General features: G+C 40.0%; 12 protein-coding genes and 1 pseudogene. 10 read left to right on the forward strand and 3 right to left on the reverse strand.

Annotation, left to right across the window (positions count from 1 at the left end):
* Positions 1-905 precede the first annotated feature (905 nt).
* Together V7L05_RS10975 and V7L05_RS10980 are read left to right on the forward strand one after the other, a co-directional pair.
* The gene (locus V7L05_RS10975; protein ID WP_335164184.1) at positions 906-1,379 is read left to right on the forward strand and encodes a TspO/MBR family protein; all 474 of its coding nucleotides are present in this window, start codon (positions 906-908) and stop codon (positions 1,377-1,379) included.
* 90 nt (positions 1,380-1,469) lie between these two features.
* The gene (locus V7L05_RS10980) at positions 1,470-1,943 is read left to right on the forward strand and encodes a TspO/MBR family protein (RefSeq protein WP_335164185.1); all 474 of its coding nucleotides are present in this window, start codon (positions 1,470-1,472) and stop codon (positions 1,941-1,943) included.
* A 5-nt stretch (positions 1,944-1,948) separates the two neighbouring features.
* On the opposite strand, the gene V7L05_RS10985 is transcribed toward V7L05_RS10980, so the two are convergent.
* Positions 1,949-2,656, reverse strand: a complete 708-nt coding sequence (locus V7L05_RS10985; RefSeq protein WP_335164186.1) for a M15 family metallopeptidase — start codon at positions 2,654-2,656, stop codon at positions 1,949-1,951.
* Positions 2,657-3,085: 429 nt separating this feature from the next.
* On the opposite strand from V7L05_RS10985, the pseudogene V7L05_RS10990 reads away from it, so the two are divergent.
* The 8 genes and pseudogenes from V7L05_RS10990 to V7L05_RS11025 all read left to right on the forward strand — a co-directional run.
* Positions 3,086-3,232 (forward strand): annotated as a pseudogene (locus V7L05_RS10990) (ABC transporter permease); the annotation flags it as partial.
* Positions 3,233-3,406: 174 nt separating this feature from the next.
* A complete protein-coding gene (locus V7L05_RS10995; RefSeq protein ID WP_335164187.1) occupies positions 3,407-4,759 on the forward strand; it encodes an ABC transporter ATP-binding protein in 1,353 nt (450 codons plus the stop codon).
* Positions 4,747-5,256, forward strand: coding sequence for an acyltransferase (locus V7L05_RS11000; RefSeq protein ID WP_335164188.1), 510 nt, complete (start codon positions 4,747-4,749; stop codon positions 5,254-5,256). Before V7L05_RS10995 ends, V7L05_RS11000 begins: the two co-directional genes overlap by 13 nt.
* 32 nt (positions 5,257-5,288) lie before the next feature.
* Positions 5,289-6,797 carry a class I SAM-dependent methyltransferase gene (locus tag V7L05_RS11005; protein WP_335164189.1) on the forward strand — a complete coding sequence of 503 codons (1,509 nt, stop codon included), beginning with the start codon at positions 5,289-5,291 and terminating at the stop codon, positions 6,795-6,797.
* Positions 6,794-7,840: a glycosyltransferase family 4 protein gene (locus tag V7L05_RS11010; RefSeq protein WP_335164190.1), complete on the forward strand. Its 1,047-nt coding sequence runs from the start codon at positions 6,794-6,796 to the stop codon at positions 7,838-7,840. Before V7L05_RS11005 ends, V7L05_RS11010 begins: the two co-directional genes overlap by 4 nt.
* A complete protein-coding gene (locus tag V7L05_RS11015; protein ID WP_335164191.1) occupies positions 7,837-9,138 on the forward strand; it encodes a glycosyltransferase in 1,302 nt (433 codons plus the stop codon). The genes V7L05_RS11010 and V7L05_RS11015 overlap by 4 nt, the downstream gene beginning before the upstream one ends.
* Positions 9,139-9,664: 526 nt before the next feature.
* Positions 9,665-10,621, forward strand: coding sequence for a GDP-mannose 4,6-dehydratase (locus tag V7L05_RS11020; protein WP_335164192.1), 957 nt, complete (start codon positions 9,665-9,667; stop codon positions 10,619-10,621).
* A gap of 18 nt (positions 10,622-10,639) precedes the next feature.
* Positions 10,640-11,818, forward strand: a complete 1,179-nt coding sequence (locus tag V7L05_RS11025; protein ID WP_335164193.1) for a glycosyltransferase family 4 protein — start codon at positions 10,640-10,642, stop codon at positions 11,816-11,818.
* 303 nt (positions 11,819-12,121) lie between these two features.
* Here V7L05_RS11025 and V7L05_RS11030 read toward each other — a convergent pair whose 3' ends face one another.
* Together V7L05_RS11030 and V7L05_RS11035 are read right to left on the reverse strand one after the other, a co-directional pair.
* Positions 12,122-14,509 (reverse strand): DUF4214 domain-containing protein, encoded by a 2,388-nt coding sequence (locus V7L05_RS11030; RefSeq protein ID WP_335164194.1) that lies wholly within the window; start codon positions 14,507-14,509, stop codon positions 12,122-12,124.
* A 377-nt stretch (positions 14,510-14,886) separates the two neighbouring features.
* Complete coding sequence (locus tag V7L05_RS11035; RefSeq protein ID WP_335164195.1) at positions 14,887-16,674, reverse strand: alpha/beta hydrolase; 1,788 nt, start codon at positions 16,672-16,674, stop codon at positions 14,887-14,889.
* Between the last annotated feature and the right edge of the window lie 24 nt (positions 16,675-16,698).

Here is a 16,698-nt window from a genome sequence, read left to right on the forward strand (position 1 = left end):
CTGACTTTGGTTTGACTCTAGTTATTGGCATAGAGGATACACAATTTCTGGCTTTTGTCAAACCTTATGTTAAGAAAGATGTGGGTAATGGATAGGATAAATTGGGGGGTTGGGGGGATCGACTCAAAACCTACGCAGTATTGCACTACAATCGCATCCAAAGCGGTAGCGATCGCATAATCTAGTTTTATCAACAAATCTCTTCTGTCCTGGGGAACCGTCTGTAAAAGTTTGAATGCTGTTGTCTCGCCTCTGTTCTTGAAATTTTGATCGTTGTTCACGAGTATCAAAGGCTTGTTAACGGAGTTCAAAGGCTCATTAACGGAGTTCAAAGGCTCGTTAACGGAGTTCAAAGCCTCGTTAACGGAGTTCAAAGCCTCGTTAACGGAGTTCAAAGCCTCATTAACGGAGTTCAAAGCCTCATTAACGGAGTTCAAAGCCTCATTAACGGAGTTCAAAGCCTCATTAATGGAGTTCAAAGCCTCATTCATTGGTATCAACTTAAGCCAAAACCCTTTTAAAACCTCGTTTCCAGCCAGAGGCTGGAAATGCATCTCATTGGGCTGCTGCCGCAAGTCTTGAGGCGGCAGCCCCCTCGGAATGCATTAAGAGTCGGAGACTCTTAACGAGACAATCTCTAAATGCTGCTTCTAAACTAACTTTCACCTGAAGTTGACACGTATGAGGATTGCTGTGCTGACAATTCAGGTCATGTGGAAAAGCCGACGAAAGACCTAACCCCCTAGCGCGTGGTCTATTTAAGACGAAAATAGCTGTAAAATCTTACCAAACGATGTAAAGGTTTCAAACTCAGGGATGATGAATAATTAGCAATTAAATTGACAAAATCACACTATAAAAAGTGATATTAAGCGATAGACAGCGATCGCAAAGGACTGAAGGGCATGATTAAATCTTGGATGGTGATTGGAGGTGTGGCTTTCTTAGTTGCCTTGGCAGCTAACGTAATTACGCCTACCGATCGCCAATGGTTCAACCGCTTACAACGACCCAGATGGCTAACTTTTGAGGGTGCGATTCCAATTATCTGGACTGTAATATTTATTTGCGGTGCTTGGTCGGCTTATATTGTCTGGGAAAAAGACCCAGGAAGCACCTCAACCTGGTTAATCATGGGTTTATACTTGCTTTTAGAAATTATTACCATTGCCTATACGCCTGTAATGTTTAAGCTTCGCAGCCTGAAAGTGGGTACAATTCTTGGTGGCACAGGTTTTTTCATTTGTGCTTTATTGATACTTGCAATCTTAACTATTTCTGGTTGGGCAGCATTGTTACTAGTTCCTTATTTGCTTTGGAGTCCCATTGGTACTTATACCACTTGGCAGATGATCAGTCTCAATCCTCAAGATGCCTAAGATTCGTACCAGCGAATGATTCAACCTAAGCCCTAAATTGTCAAACTTGCAATGTATGACTTGACAAAATACACAAAGCTTGAGTGCATTATGATTCCATCTTGGATAATAATTGGGGCTGTAACTTTTTTGATCGCCCTTGGTAGTTTCTTAATTACACCGCGTGATGTTAAATGGTTCGCACAGTTAAGTCGCCCTCGCTGGCTAGTTTTTGAGCCGCTAATTCCAATCATCTGGACTGTGATTTTTATTAGCGGTGCAGCTTCAGCTTATATTGTCTGGCAAAAAAATCCCGGAAGCCTAATTACTTGGCTACTAATGGCTTTGTACCTCTTGGTGGAAATTATCACCGTCGCCTACATACCTCTAATGCTGAGGTTTCGCAGTCTGAAAACTGGGGAAATTCTTGGCTTAATCGGTTTGATTTTAGCCGTTGTCCTGGGAATCTGCGTTTTACCAATTTCTCTAATGGCGGCGCTGTTACTCCTTCCCTATCTAGTTTGGACTCCCATTGGTACTTACACCACTGACGAGTTAAGGGAGTTAAACCCTCAAGATGCCTAACGCATCTATACAAGACGCCCATAACGTGCAGTGACAGGATTGGCTGGATTGGATCGATTATTCAGCCAAGCCCACATTTGATCGCCAGCAGAAAAATGCCACCACTCTCTAGGATTGCGTTGAAAGCCTGCTTTTAACATGACATCCCGCAATAGCTGACGGTGAGCATGATACTTTTGTGATTTTTGGTAATAACTATTGGCATAATAATCGGGATGCGATCGCTCTGACATTTCATCAATCGGCGAACCCATATTCACTATTTGTCCAGCATCATCTACCAGCGTCACATCCACCGCCGCACCAGTACTGTGAGGAGGGGGAGTTTTTTCATCTAAACTTGGTACAGCCCAAATTTCATAAACCGCTTTCCAAATCTCTTGGCGTTGCTTTGGTAATAATTCCACTTCGGTCAGTCCCCTGTCCTGGACTGCTTGGGCGAAGCTGTAATCTACCATAAACTGTTGGACTGCGATCGGGCGATAGGCATCAAAGATTTGGATACGCCAGTTAGGATGCAAAAGATAAAGGTAATTTTGGGCTTGGAGCAAATTTTCAATCACGCTTTCACGGAGATAATAAGGGGAGTATTCGCCATAAATAGCACCTAATTTTTCATAAGGATGGGGAGATTCCACCGCAAATAGTTCTAAAGGAATCTCTATTAGGGGTTCACCACACTCGAAAATTGGGATTTGATGATAAGCCCTCATTTAGTCAGCAACACAAAAATTACAGATTTTAACGAAAGCATAGCATTCTGTGTAAGGAACTTTCAAATCAAAAAAGACTCAAATTAGAAATAAAGTATATGCCGAGAAATATGAATGCGATCGCATATCATCTATGCTGATTACGGTTTTTACAGTAACTAGACGGCAAATAATCACAAGATGGTTTTCGGTGTGTTACGGCTTCCCCAACGCACCGAAGATAGAAATTATGGTATCTTCAAAGTGGATACGTACAATAGTTCTAAGTATACGTGTCAAGCTCCGAAAGTTTTATGTTTGGGTGTGTAACTATCTAAGAAAGCATTTTGAGGTAACTATGACTACATCTGTTGCTAAGTGGGGAAACAGTTTAGCTATTCGACTTCCGAAAGCGTTAGCTGATGTATTTTCGATTGTATTGAAAGTAAAGCTGAAGTTGATCGTGACCTCATTTTAGTTCGGGAGGTGAAGCATTGGGGCGAATGGGGGGTAGCTTCTGCGATCGCGGCGATAATGTTTTCCTATGCTTTTTCAGTATACAAGCGTTTGCGCCCAGTATTTGCCGATGTTTTGTAGCAAAGTTTCACTAGTCAACTCACCTGAAATTAGCCCAATAATGTAAACTATGTAATACAGATAGCAATATTATGCAATAAAGCTTAAAAATTTCGATGACCTCGTTGATAATTTGTGATCTGATTGATAAAGTTATACCTCTGGGTATGTCCTATTAGCAAAGTGTTCAGTGGTATGGGTGAGGAAATTGCTATTTCGTTGAAGAATGTCTCAAAGTCCTACAAGCGGTATGCTCATCCAGTAGATCGATTAAAAGAAATTTTGCTACCCGGTAAGAGCCAAGCTGAGGAATTTTGGGCATTGCGGGATATTAACCTAGAGGTTTATAAAGGTGAGACTTTAGGAATTATTGGTCAAAATGGCTCTGGCAAAAGTACATTGCTACAAATTATTGCTGGAACCTTAACACCAACTATAGGGGAGATGTGGGTTAAGGGTAGAGTCTCAGCCTTACTCGAACTAGGTAGCGGATTTAATCCCGAATTTACTGGCAGACAAAATGTATTTTTCAATGGGCAAATTTTAGGATTAAGCCGAGCAGAAATAGAAGCAAAGTTTGACAAAATTGCTTCCTTTGCTGAAATTGGTGATTTCATGGAGCAGCCAGTCAAAACATACTCTAGTGGTATGTTTGTTCGTTTAGCATTTTCAGTAGCAATCAACGTTAAACCAGAAGTTTTAATTGTAGATGAATCTTTAGCAGTAGGCGATGGCATCTTTGTCCATCGTTGTATGGCCAAAATTAGAGATTTTCAAGATGCTGGAGGAACAATATTATTTGTATCTCATGATATAGGATCTATTTCACGCCTGTGTTCAAAAGCTATGTGGATTAATCAAGGGATTATTGTAGACACTGGACAACCTGCTGAAGTATGTAAACACTATCAAGCATGGGTGCATGAAGAAGTAAATAAAAGAACTAGTATAAATTTGGATTCAAATAATAATGAGAATATTCCTGCCAATGAAAAAGAAATTGATTTGGCTAAAATCACCATTAAAGAATTAAATCCGTTTACGAAAAAGCCGTATATGGCTTTTTATGGATTTGAGAGATTTGGTACAGGACGTGCAGAAATTGAGCATATCTCTGTGTTAGATAGTGAGGGGCAATCTATTAAGTTGGTTTATCCTGGAGATATATTAAAAATTAGAATCACTACATTCAGACACGATAAAGTTAGAAAACCAAATGTTGGCATAGCACTACTGGATAGATTGAGAACTGTTTTATCAGGATGGAGTACAGAACTCTTAGATAAAAATTTTGCTAGCTACTGGCTATCTAAATCAGAAATAGGAAGAGCAATAGTCGATTTTGAGTTTATTTGGCCTCACTTAGCTGGTGGAAATTATGCTTTAGATATCGCATTTGGAGATGGAACACACGAAGATTTAGAAATGCTGGACTGGATTCAGAATGCCATAGTTATACAAGCAGCAGTAAATGATTTGGTAGAAGGAGTCTTTCAAGTATCTGGCAGAAAGATCAGACTCTACGAGGAATCACTATGTACACAATAGTTAAAAATTATTTTAAATCTAAGCTCGAAAGCTGGATTAGATTATATTTTGATATTTACCTCAAGCAATCTCTCACGCAAGGCTATTTTGATCAGCGTATCAAAGATGTAAGCTTAAAACAATACTTGGTTTTTGGCGAACCTCAAAGACTAAAATTGTCACAAACATGCGTTGTAAATAATGCATTATTTAACTTATCTTCGGGAAATATAGTAATAGGAGAATATGTTTTTTTTGGGCACAATGTTAGTGTAATAACTGGAACTCACGACTATAGAAATTTTGGGCTAGAGAGGATGAACAATTTTCCAACTGAAGGAAATGATATTGTAGTTGAGGAAGGGGCTTGGATAGCAAGTAATGCCACTATAATTGGCCCTTGTAAAATTGGTAAGAATTCTGTAGTAGCGGCAGGCGCAGTTGTGAAATGCGATGTTCCTAGTTATCAGGTTGTAGCAGGGATTCCAGCAAAAATAGTCAAAGAAATAATCCCGTAAAAGTGAAAGTTTTATATATTTTGAAAATATAAATGATGATTGAAGCAAACAATCCAGAAATTAACGTTGAGGAATTAATACAAAAGATTTGTAACGAAGTGGCTAAACGTCAAGTTAAATCTCAGCCACTAGATTCAAAATCTAATTTCGACACATCAAACATGATGTTAAATATTAGCTATATTGAAGCTTTGCTTAGAAATGCAGAGTCTCGATCATGTATTCGGACAAAGTGGCCTGATAAGCTGAATCGCTTTCCTTTTAAATTTAACACTAAGTTACAAAAGTTTATTTTGAGAGCGATTAATTTTATTTTTAAAGATCAACGAGAAGTCAATTTCAATCTAATTAATTCTCTAAAAGAGTCTGTAGCGCTGAATCGCCAGCTAATAGAGCAAATCACCACTTTAAAGGTGCAAATGGATGAGCGCCTGGATACTCTGGATGGAAGCGTCCAAAGAATAGATAACAGCTTTAACACTATTGATACTTTAGTTAATAGTTTATCAACTAATATTCAACAGCGCTTGGATGCTATGAATATTAGAGTACAAGGAATAGGTGAGCATTTGGGTGTTGTAGATACTCAAATGCAAGGAATAGGTGAGCATTTGGGTGTTGTAGATACTCAAATGCAAGAAATAGGTGAGCATTTGGGTGTTGTAGATACTCAAATGCAAGGAATAAATGAGCGTCTTATTACTACAGACACTCGTATCCAAACAAGAGATGAACTTTACATCAGAAACGATAGCTACCTGAAAAATGACCTAATGCAGCAGAAGCGTCTAGTAACAATGTTTCTGGAAGAGGCAAGAAAACGTTTACCGGAACCTTTTAGTCAAGAGCAATTAAAAACTTTTATTAATGAAGATATACATTTTTTAGATGCTTTTTATGTTGCTTTTGAGGATAAATTTAGAGGTAGCCGTGAAGAGATTTTAAGTAGGTTAAAAGTTTATTTGCCATTGATTGAGCAAGCAAAGGTAGGCACACCTGAATCCCCAATTTTAGATGTGGGTTGTGGGCGGGGTGAATGGCTAGAACTTCTCCAAGATTCAGGATACATTACTAGGGGTTTGGATATTAACAGAGTAATGATAGAGCAGTGCCGAATCAGAGGACTAGAGGTTATAGAAGGAGATGTAATTAGCTATTTGCAATCTTTGCCAGATGCTAGCTTGGGTGCAGTAACTGGTTTCCATATCATTGAACATTTAGCATTTGAGGTATTGCTAAAGTTATTTACTGAGACTATGAGAGTGCTTAAGACAGGAGGATTGGTAATTTTTGAAACACCAAATCCAGATAATATCTTAGTAGGTAGTAACACATTCTATTTAGATCCGACACATCGTAATCCACTGCCAAGTTCTATGATCACATTTGTGGCAGAATCATTTGGTCTATCCAAAGTTAGATGTATTAAGCTTCATCCTGATACTACTCAACCTAGATTAACTCAGTCAGAACTGGCTGAACGTTTCAGTGATTACTTTTATGGGCCACAAGATTATGCACTTGTAGGATTTAAACCATGAGAGTATTGATAGTTACGACTCAAGTTCCCTTTGTTAGAGGAGGTGCAGAGATACTAGCAGAAGGTCTTCTAAAAGCTATATCTGCTGCCGGTCATGACGCCGAGATAGTTGCAATTCCCTTTAAATGGTATCCTCCAGAGCGGATTCTGGATCATATGTTGGCTTGTAGATTATTAGACCTCTCAGAATGTTGTGGTCAAGTAGTAGACAAAATTATAGGTTTAAAGTTTCCTGCATACTTAATACCTCACCCTAATAAGGTTATGTGGCTTTTGCATCAGCATCGCACAGCTTATGATTTATGGGATACAAATTATTGTGATTTAATTACATTTCCCAATGGACTACAGGTTCGTGAAGCAATTATTAATGCTGATAATCAAGCATTAAAAGAATATAAGTCTATTTATACTCTTTCTGGAAATGTTTCTCGAAGATTAAAGAGATTTAATCAAGTAGATTCTATCCCGATTTATCACCCTCCTCAAAATTCCGAGCTTTTCTATTGTGGAGATATAAATGATTATCTGTTTTTTCCCAGTAGGCTTACAACTATCAAACGACATGAACTTGTAATCAAAGCCCTTGCAGAAACAAAGAATCCTGTAAAGGTATTGTTTGCAGGTAAACCAGATACAGAAAGTTATGGTGAATACTTAAAGGATTTAGCTAAAAAATTAAATATTGCCAATAGAGTAGTTTTTTTAGGTCAAATTAGTGAAGAAGAAAAAATTAGAACCTATGCAGAAAGTATAGGAGTTATTTACCCACCTTTGGATGAAGACTATGGTTATGTCACTCTGGAAGCAATGCTAGCGTCTAAACCCGTTATTACTTGTACAGATTCAGGAGGTTCCTTAGAATTTATCCGTCACGAAGAAACGGGTTTATTTGCTGAACCTACTTCTACATCTCTAGCCGCAGCGATGGATCAATTATGGGAAAATCGCTCTTGGGCACAAGCTCTTGGTAAGGCAGGACGAGATTATTATGATAGTCTCAGCATTTCATGGTCTACAGTTGTTCAAAAGCTAGTCTCATGAAAATTAACTGGTTTTCCCCACTATCGCCTACAAAGTCCGGCATTGCTGAGTATACATCTCAATTGATTCCTACGTTGCAAAAATATGCTGAAATTGTGCTGTGGACAGATCAACAGCACTGGAGTTCATCTTTGGAGAAGTACGCCATAGTGCGTCATTATGATTTGGCTAATATTCCTTGGGTTGAAATTAACCAAGCGGATTTAAATGTATATCATATAGGCAATAATCCAGACTTTCACTTCGCAATATGGCAGGTTAGTCGTCAATGCCCAGGTTTAGTTGTTTTACATGATGTTAGATTACAGCACTTTTTTGCTAGTATCTATCTACATCGAGAACAAAAGTCGAATCTAGATGCTTATTTATTTCAGATGAAAAAATACTACGGGATTCAGGGTGAGCAAGCGGTCTTGAAATTCTTGAGTGGTAATATTTCAACTGAGTTCATGAGTGAATTCTATCCGCTAACATTTTTAGCTTTAGAGAATGCAGTTGGAGTTGTCACACATACAAAAGTGGATTTCCAAACTATTAAGCAAGAGAAGCGATGGTTTGTCGGCTATGCGCCACTACCGTACATAAGTGAATGGCAAGCAAATCCACAAAGTAAAAATAATAAAGCACCCTATCGCTTAATTGTATTTGGCTATATTGGTGCTAACCGTGGATTAGATTTTTTGTTCAATGCATTATCTAGCTTACCTGAAAAAAATCAGTTTTTCTTAGATATATATGGGCAAGTTTGGAATAAAAATTATATTGAGGAACAAATTAAACTATTAGGACTTACTAATCTAGTAAAACTACATGATTTTGTTGCGGATGCTGAGTTAGACTTGGCTTTGGCAAATGCTAATTTAGCGATTAATCTACGCCATCCGACTATGGGAGAAGCATCACTGAGTCAACTTCGGATTTGGAGTCACGCACTTCCTAGTCTAGTTACAAAGGTTGGTTGGTATGCAGAACAATCGGAAGACACTGTTGCATTTGTGCGTCCAAATTATGAAATTGAGGATATCCAACAGCACCTCAAAAGTTTTTTGGCGAATCCCCAATTCTTTACAAAAATAGGAGAAAATGGTCAGCAGCTTTTACAAAATAAACATAACCCGGAAATTTATGCTCAGGCGATCGTCAGCTTTGGAGAAAAGATTCAAAGGTTTAGATGTAGTGTATTAGCGTATAAGTTGGTAGACAAGATAGGAGAAGAACTAAGTAATTGGATGGATTACAAAACACTGGATATGCAGATAACAAAAGTTGCAGAAGCTATATACTTTATTAGTAATTAATTCCCTGCTGAACTATCAATTAGAGGATGTTTTAAAAGTATTTTTCGTAACATCAAAGCCTCGCAAACCTAAGAGGATGTTTGAAAAGTCTAATTTGTTACTAGCCCTGGCGACTAGAAGTCGCGGCTACACAAACAAAACCCACCTCCGTGGGTTAAAACCCTTGATTTTGTATTAGTCCACCTCCGTGGACTAAGTTTTGTGTAGTAGCGTTCGCGTCAGCGTGCCGGAGGCTCTATTATATTCGCCCAATACTTTTCAAACATCCTCTAAGGCACTGTGACTCCCTTACCTATGAGGGAATGGGGGTTTCAAAGCCCTCTTTGCTTGCCTAACGGCAGGCTGACGCCAACGGGGAGAGGAATGGAAGCGAGGTTTATAGTATACTTTGTGACTTTTCAAACATCCTCAAAAGCTTTAATAAAACTTAAGTTACCCTGATTAAAATTCGTACTACTTTTAGCCGTGTCATGCCACTATAATTACCCCTGTATCTTAGTACTTAGCTTTCCCAAAGGTTGTTACTGTGACTAAAAAAGCTCTCATTACTGGCTTAACTGGGCAAGATGGCTCTTATCTTGCTGAACTACTACTAGCCAAAGGCTACCAAGTCTTTGGTTTAGTCCGCCGCTCCAGTACCAGCAACCTAGAGCGTATTTCCCACTTTTCAGATGACATTCAAATATTATCAGGCGACCTGTTGGATCAGTCCTCCTTGATGGATGTGATTGCTGAGGCTCAACCTGACGAAATTTATAATCTCGCCTCTCAAAGCTATGTTCCCCTTTCTTGGACACAACCTGCTCTCACTGCCGAATACACAGCCCTTGGTGTCTCCCGTCTCTTAGAATCCATTCGTCGCTGCAAACCTGATGCTAAATTTTATCAAGCATCCAGTAGTGAAGTTTTTGGTCAACCCGACGAATCACCCCAAACCGAACGTACCGCTTTCCGTCCCCGTAATCCCTACGGTGTTGCCAAAGCTTATGCTCACTGGATGACTGTCAACTATCGGCAAAAATATAAGCTCTACGCCTGCTGTGGTATCACTTACACTCACGAATCTCCCCGACGCGGTACAGAATTTGTATTTCGCAAAATCACGCACGCAGCAGCCCAGATCAAACTGGGTTTGGCAAATGAACTAAAATTGGGCAACCTAGATGCTCGTCGTGACTGGTGCTACGCTAAGGATGCTGTTTATGCAATGTGGCTGATGTTGCAGCAGGAAGAAAAGCCCAATGATTACATCATCGCTAGTGGTGAAACTCACTCTGTCAGAGAAGTTGTTGAGTGTTCCTTCAACTGTGTTGGTCTAAATTGGCAAGATTATGTCTCTGTTGATCCTGCATTTTACCGCCCTGATGAACCAGTGCAGTTGATTGGTTCTATTGATAAAATTAAGACCGAGTTAGGATGGCAGCCTCAACATTCATTTGAGCAAATGGTTGAGTTAATGGTTGATTATGACCTGAAAAAGTAATTCGTAGCTAAATATCTAATGCTAAAAGTTGTAGTCGATGCCACTCCAGTAGATTCAAAACCAAGTGGAGTTGGCTTTTATATTACTAATTTAATTTATTCACTTGAGGCTTTACAATCTCAAGAGAATTTTCAACTGGCGATCGCTTATCAACCAAGCTTTAAAAAATGGCTTTTAGGCAACTTAGCTTTACCTGATTGTTTAAATCAAAATTCTTCTATTCATATACTGCCTATACCTGTCAAAATTTCTGATTTATTATTGACATTAACTCCAGTTTCAGATTTATTTCTTGATTATTTTCAGAATTATTTTGAACAATCTTTGGACTACCCAAATATATTACATGGGACAAATTATTCAGTTTATCCCTGTAATAACAGCTTAAAGGTGATGAATATATATGATTTAACTTTTATAAAATATCCTAATTATATAGACTCAGTTGTGAAAACATATACAAAAAGAGTTAAGCGTTGCTTAGAATGGACAGACTTAGTATTAACTATTTCCGAAAGCTCTAAAAAAGATATTATTGAGCATTTGCAAGTAGCTCCAGAAAAAGTATATGTTACTCCTCTAGCTAGTCGTTACCATCCTGATTATTTGTCTAGTCAAAATATTCCAACTTTAGAAAAGCAAGTTAGCTATGATTTTTCTAAACCTTATTTACTTTTTGTCAGTACGATAGAACCGAGGAAAAATATTAATACTATAATTACAGCATTTAATTTCTTAAAGGAAAAGTATAAAATTGAGCATCAGCTAATATTAGTTGGTAGGAAAGGATGGAATTATGAACCAATATTCACGGCGATTGAGACATCTCCTTGGAAACATGAAATTCACCATCTTGACTATTTAGCTGATGAATTAGTAGCATTATTTTACTCAAAAGCCGATGTTTTCGTTTATCCGTCTCACTACGAAGGTTTTGGTTTGCCAGTATTAGAAGCTATGACTCTAGGCGCACCTGTTGTCACTGCTAACACTTCGTCACTCCCGGAAGTGACAGGAGATGCTGCTATCCTAATTGACCCGAATGATTTTATCCAACTAGCTGAAGCTATATTAAAAATAATTAGTGATTCTCAGTTCCGCCAAGAATTAATTAAGAAAGGCAAAGAAAGAGCAAAATTATTTTCTTGGGAAAGAACAGCAAAAGAAACGTTAAAGGCTTATAGAAGTTTTATTTAAAACCTCGTTTACAACTTCTGGCTGTAAACGCATCTCATTGCGGCTCTAACGCAAGTCAACTTAACGAGAGAAGTTTCAATACTGCTCGGTTGAGCCTAAAAAATAAAAATGTGTAGGTTGGATTGAGGCTTTGGGAAACCCAACAAACCCCGCAAAAATGTTGGATTGAGGACAATACGGTTCAGTTAAGGCTAAAACTCTTTGTCAAAGTCAATTTTTTTAACGAACCCCAAAGTATAGGAAGCCAAAAAAAGGACTAACCATAATAGATCAGTCCTTTCTTTTTTCAAACAAGAGTGATGATTAGGAGAATGTAAAGTCCCCAGCAGCCAGCGTCGTAGTAACGCCAGCGAGTTTAATCAGTAAATCCCCTTGATTCAAAGTACCTACAGTGGCATCATTACCCAAGATATAGGTATCACTCCCCAATTTGAAAGCACCAAATTTCCCAGCGCCAATTGCCGTAGCAGCATTTGGAAGTGCGGTGCTCAAGGTGGTTGCACTACCGACGGCTGTCTGTACTGCCGACTCACTAATCAAACTAGTGGCATTGAATACGCCTCCGCTGAGTTCGATTTTATCTGTTCCTTCCGCGAAAGTACTAGCGGTATCATAGGTATCGGTAGTACCTCCCGTAAAGCTTCCGGCATTGGAACCTGCGATCGAGAAGACAAAAGTATTAGTAGTACCAGTACCACCACCTGTTAATAGGTCACTACCAAGACCACCTACTAATCTATTAGTAGTACCAGTACCACCACCTGTTAAGGTGTCATTACCATTACCACCTATTAATATGTCATTACCACTAGTACCACCACCAGTAGCGGTTAAAGCCCCTTGGAAACCAGTAGCATCAATGTTTACATTATTAATGGGGGTAGTGGGCTGTAGAATCGTGAGGGCGCTGTCACCCGTCACTTTGATTGGCACAGTAGTACCAGTGCCTAATGTGATCGAATTACTAGCAGTTGTAGCATCCTTCTTGTTAGATTGGATGTTGAGGCTGGTAGCGCCAGTTAAGTTTAAAGCGTCGATTTTGGCAGTATCTTGAAGGGCGATATTAGCAGCACCAGTCCCGGTGAGATCGAATTTATTAGCTGTAGAACCTGCCAAGGTAAAGGTATTGCTTCCAGTCGCGTTAGTAACTGTGATGTCACCTGCTTGCGTTAGTGTGAATATATCGTTAGCTTGAGTAGGAAGCTGACTGGCATCGACTGTTATAGCAGTACCTGATAAGTTCAGTACTTCAAAACCATTGATAGCCTTGATAGCTGCATATTGGGGGGTGGTGAGAGCAGTATTGATACCCGTAAGTATTAGTGTATCCGTTGTGCCAGTACCACCGTCAAGCTTATCGTTGGCATCGAAGTCGGTTAATGCTGAGGTAAAGGTATCATTTCCACTACCGCCCGTGAAGGTAGCATTCACGGCACCAACTGTGACATCAACACCGCCTGTGTTTGCGCTGGCATCAATCGTTGATACTGTCGTCGGGGTAGTACCTAAATCTAGTGTGCCGGCACCGGTAATTTTCAGGGTTGTCGTGGCCGCTGGTAGTTTTAACCCAATCAAATTCTCCCCTAAACCATCAGCCGCAATGTTAAGGGTAGTGAGTGCAGCGTTGCCTGTGCTTAGATCAGCCGTAGTCACTATGGCATCCTTGATGGACAAGTTTGCACTGGTGGCCGTACCAAAATCAGCCGTGAGCGCCGTGACAGTCGTGGTAGGGGTGGCACCGGCGGTAAGGGTGGCACCTTCAACACCAAAGGTAATACCACTAAGTCCTTTGGCGGTAAAAGCAGCTAGGGTACTAGAGAGATCTTCAATGGTGACTTGTTGAAGACCTGTAGTTTTGCCAGTGAAGTCAATTACGGTACCAGTAGTAGGATTTAAAAGTTCTACTTTTTCAACATTTAATAGAGTTGGCACAGCAGCAGCAGTACCATAAGCACCAATGTATTGGAAGGTATCAATGCCTGCACCACCATTTATCTTGTCACCAGTTTGGACTTGATCTTCTGATGCTGTACCAGTGTTAGCGCCTACGATCGTGTCATTATTCGCTGTAGCTACAAGGCTGTCAGTAGAGGAGGTAGTAAGGTAGCTAGTTAGAGCAATAGTTGTGTAATTAGCGATCTGTGCATCAACCGCCGCATTACCTGCTGTAAGCAAATTACCTGCTATAGTTGAGTCTGAGGTCGAGGTAATCGTATCGAGGATACTTGCTGAATCTGCAACTGTCTGCGGGCTGGTGGAGATATTACTATTACCACTATTGAGCAGTCCTAAAGTAAACCGTAGGGCAAGGGCTTCCTTATTTTGCAAAGCTATTATGTCTGGACCCTGAGCACCTTGGATTAATGTGAGGATAAAGGTCGAAACTTGACCGGGTCCTTCAGTCTTCAACTGATTAACCCAACCCGCCAATCCCGTGGCATCTGGCGCCCGACCGAAAGCATTGAAGTAAATTGAGGTGACGAATGCAGTCGGATCGGCGATATTAGGGAAGTCCAAGTAGGGATATTTCGCTGCAGCCTCTAGTGAATTACCAAAAGCATCGGCTATGGTTTCGAGCGATACGCCCGCTTTGGCTTGGCCTAACCAACCATCCAGACCAGCCACATCAGGGGCACGATCAAAGTAAGCTACATAAAGGCCAGTAATTGAATTAATGTCTGCTGTAGTCATGGTTGTATTTCACTCTTTATTAACGTTAAACCTGTTTTCAGTTTTAGCTGGTTCACTTTTTGAATTAGCTAGTGGATAGTTTCGCAAATCAAAGCATAAAATCATCTAGTGCTTACACTGAAGTATTTTGAGAGCTATTTTAGATAATTAAGTAGTTTTACGGTTGATTTTAGATAATTATTCATATTTGTTTTTTTTTTGTTTTCCCAAAGTGAATTGCTATGCCCTTTTTATACCTTAGCTGGAAAGGTGCGCCTCAGATCACAGTGGAAGCATCATCCCCGTAATTAGGCTAATAAAAAAGACCTCTCCCTGGTTTGGCTACGCAAAACCTGTCCCTCTCCGATGCGGAGAGGGACGGAGGTAAACTTTTAGACTTAAATAAAAATCGTTACATGCAGCATTGCAACGCCGACATCCAACATCCAAAATCCAAAGTTGAGTATGGAGTTAGGGGCTTTTTTTTGATAATATTGAGCTTTGGGGCGATCGCTACTAAATCCTTGTGCTAATTCGCTTTTACTCAGCGACTGGACGAGACTCAATCCAAGAGACTTACTAGAAATGCTTTGGGTGTAGGCGGCGTTGAGGTAAGAGACGTATTTTGGTCTTCTTGCGACGTAAGTTTGGAAGAAAGGTAAACTCAAAATATTCATGTAACGACGCGCTTGGGAAGCATCGCCAATCATATCGGCAGGTAATGCTACTTGTTGATTTGCAGGGTTGCCATTGCCAATAGTGGAAAAGTGCGTGCCACCTACAAGCATGACGAGATACTTTTGTGAATTCCTAAACCAGGAGAAAGGTAAAATTTGCTCGGCTAAAGCTGGTGCAACTGTATCATCACTACTGCTGACAATCATCACTGGAGTTTTTGTTTGACTTAAGCCAACTTTGCCGAAAATAGAACTAGTTATAGGATTAACTGCGATCGCGGCTTTCACTCTCTGATCCCGCAGGTTATAATCCTTGTGAGACTTGCTGATGCTCAGTTCCAAAGCACGACACTGGAGCAGTAAAGACATATTCCAGGTATTTTGCAGTGCTGCTGGTTGACAGTCTTGTTTTAGCTGCTGAAAGTTGATTTTAGCACCTGCCAGGGCTAAGGCTGTGTAGCCTCCCAAAGATTGACCAAATACTCCGACTTGTTGCAGATTTAACCGACCTTTAAATCGTGAATCAGATTGATTATCTTTTTCCAATTGATTCAATATATATGTCACATCCAAAGGTCGGTCTTTAAATTCACCTGGTTCTGCTACTTCAATGGCGCGTCTATTCAACAGCGAACGCAATTGTTTAGCATCACTACCAGGATGATTGGGAACGACGACGGCAAATCCGTAGGAAGCTAGATGAGTGGCTAAATATTGAAAGTTGCTGCTGTCTAAACCCAAGCCGTGAGAAATCACAATTATCGGTGCAGTGTTCTGGAGGTTGGGAATGTAAACATCAGTTAATAAAAGCCGATTGCGCGTTGAGTCAAAAAACTTCAGGGTGTATTTTTGTGACTTCAACTTTCCCGGAATCTGCAAATCGGGTAATTGTGAGAAATTTGGTTGTGAAATGGTAGTAGCTTCTATTTTAGACTTTTGGGAAACTGCTGCGATCGCACGATGAGTTTGATTAACAAGTTTCTCCAATTCCGTAGCTATTTCCAAAGTCTCTACGACATCAAGGCGAATGCTGCTGTTGGGATATTTACGCAACACATTCAAAAGTGTCAAGCCGGACGATTCCGCAGAGGCTAAAATTAGCGCCGAACGCAAAGCATCAAATTCTGGTTCTGACTGAGGATATTTGGCTATAATCGCTTGCGCCAACCGATGCAGTAAAAATTCTCCTTGTGGTGTGTAGAGAAGTTGCGAAACTACTACCGGACTAACTTTCACTCGATTAACTAAAATCCGCCGCAATCCCTGAAGCTTTTCAAGAGGCAGATATTGCTGATACGCTGCCAAATCGTTGTCAATTACACCTGTTTTGGCGTAGTTTTCTAAAGCAGTGACTGAAATGGAAAGTTCTAAAGCTGAATAAGATGCATAAATCCGCTCTGCTGCCAAGACAGAATTACTAATTCCAAAGGTTGGCAGCACCATTGAAAGAGCCAGCAATAAAGAATTTTTTCTAAGGGTGCTAGCCCAATTACCAAACAAACTATTCATCGCTCAACTATTTCGGTGGTCTGG

It is taken from the genome of Nostoc sp. (assembly GCF_036917755.1).
In the GTDB taxonomy this organism is placed as follows: domain Bacteria; phylum Cyanobacteriota; class Cyanobacteriia; order Cyanobacteriales; family Nostocaceae; genus Nostoc.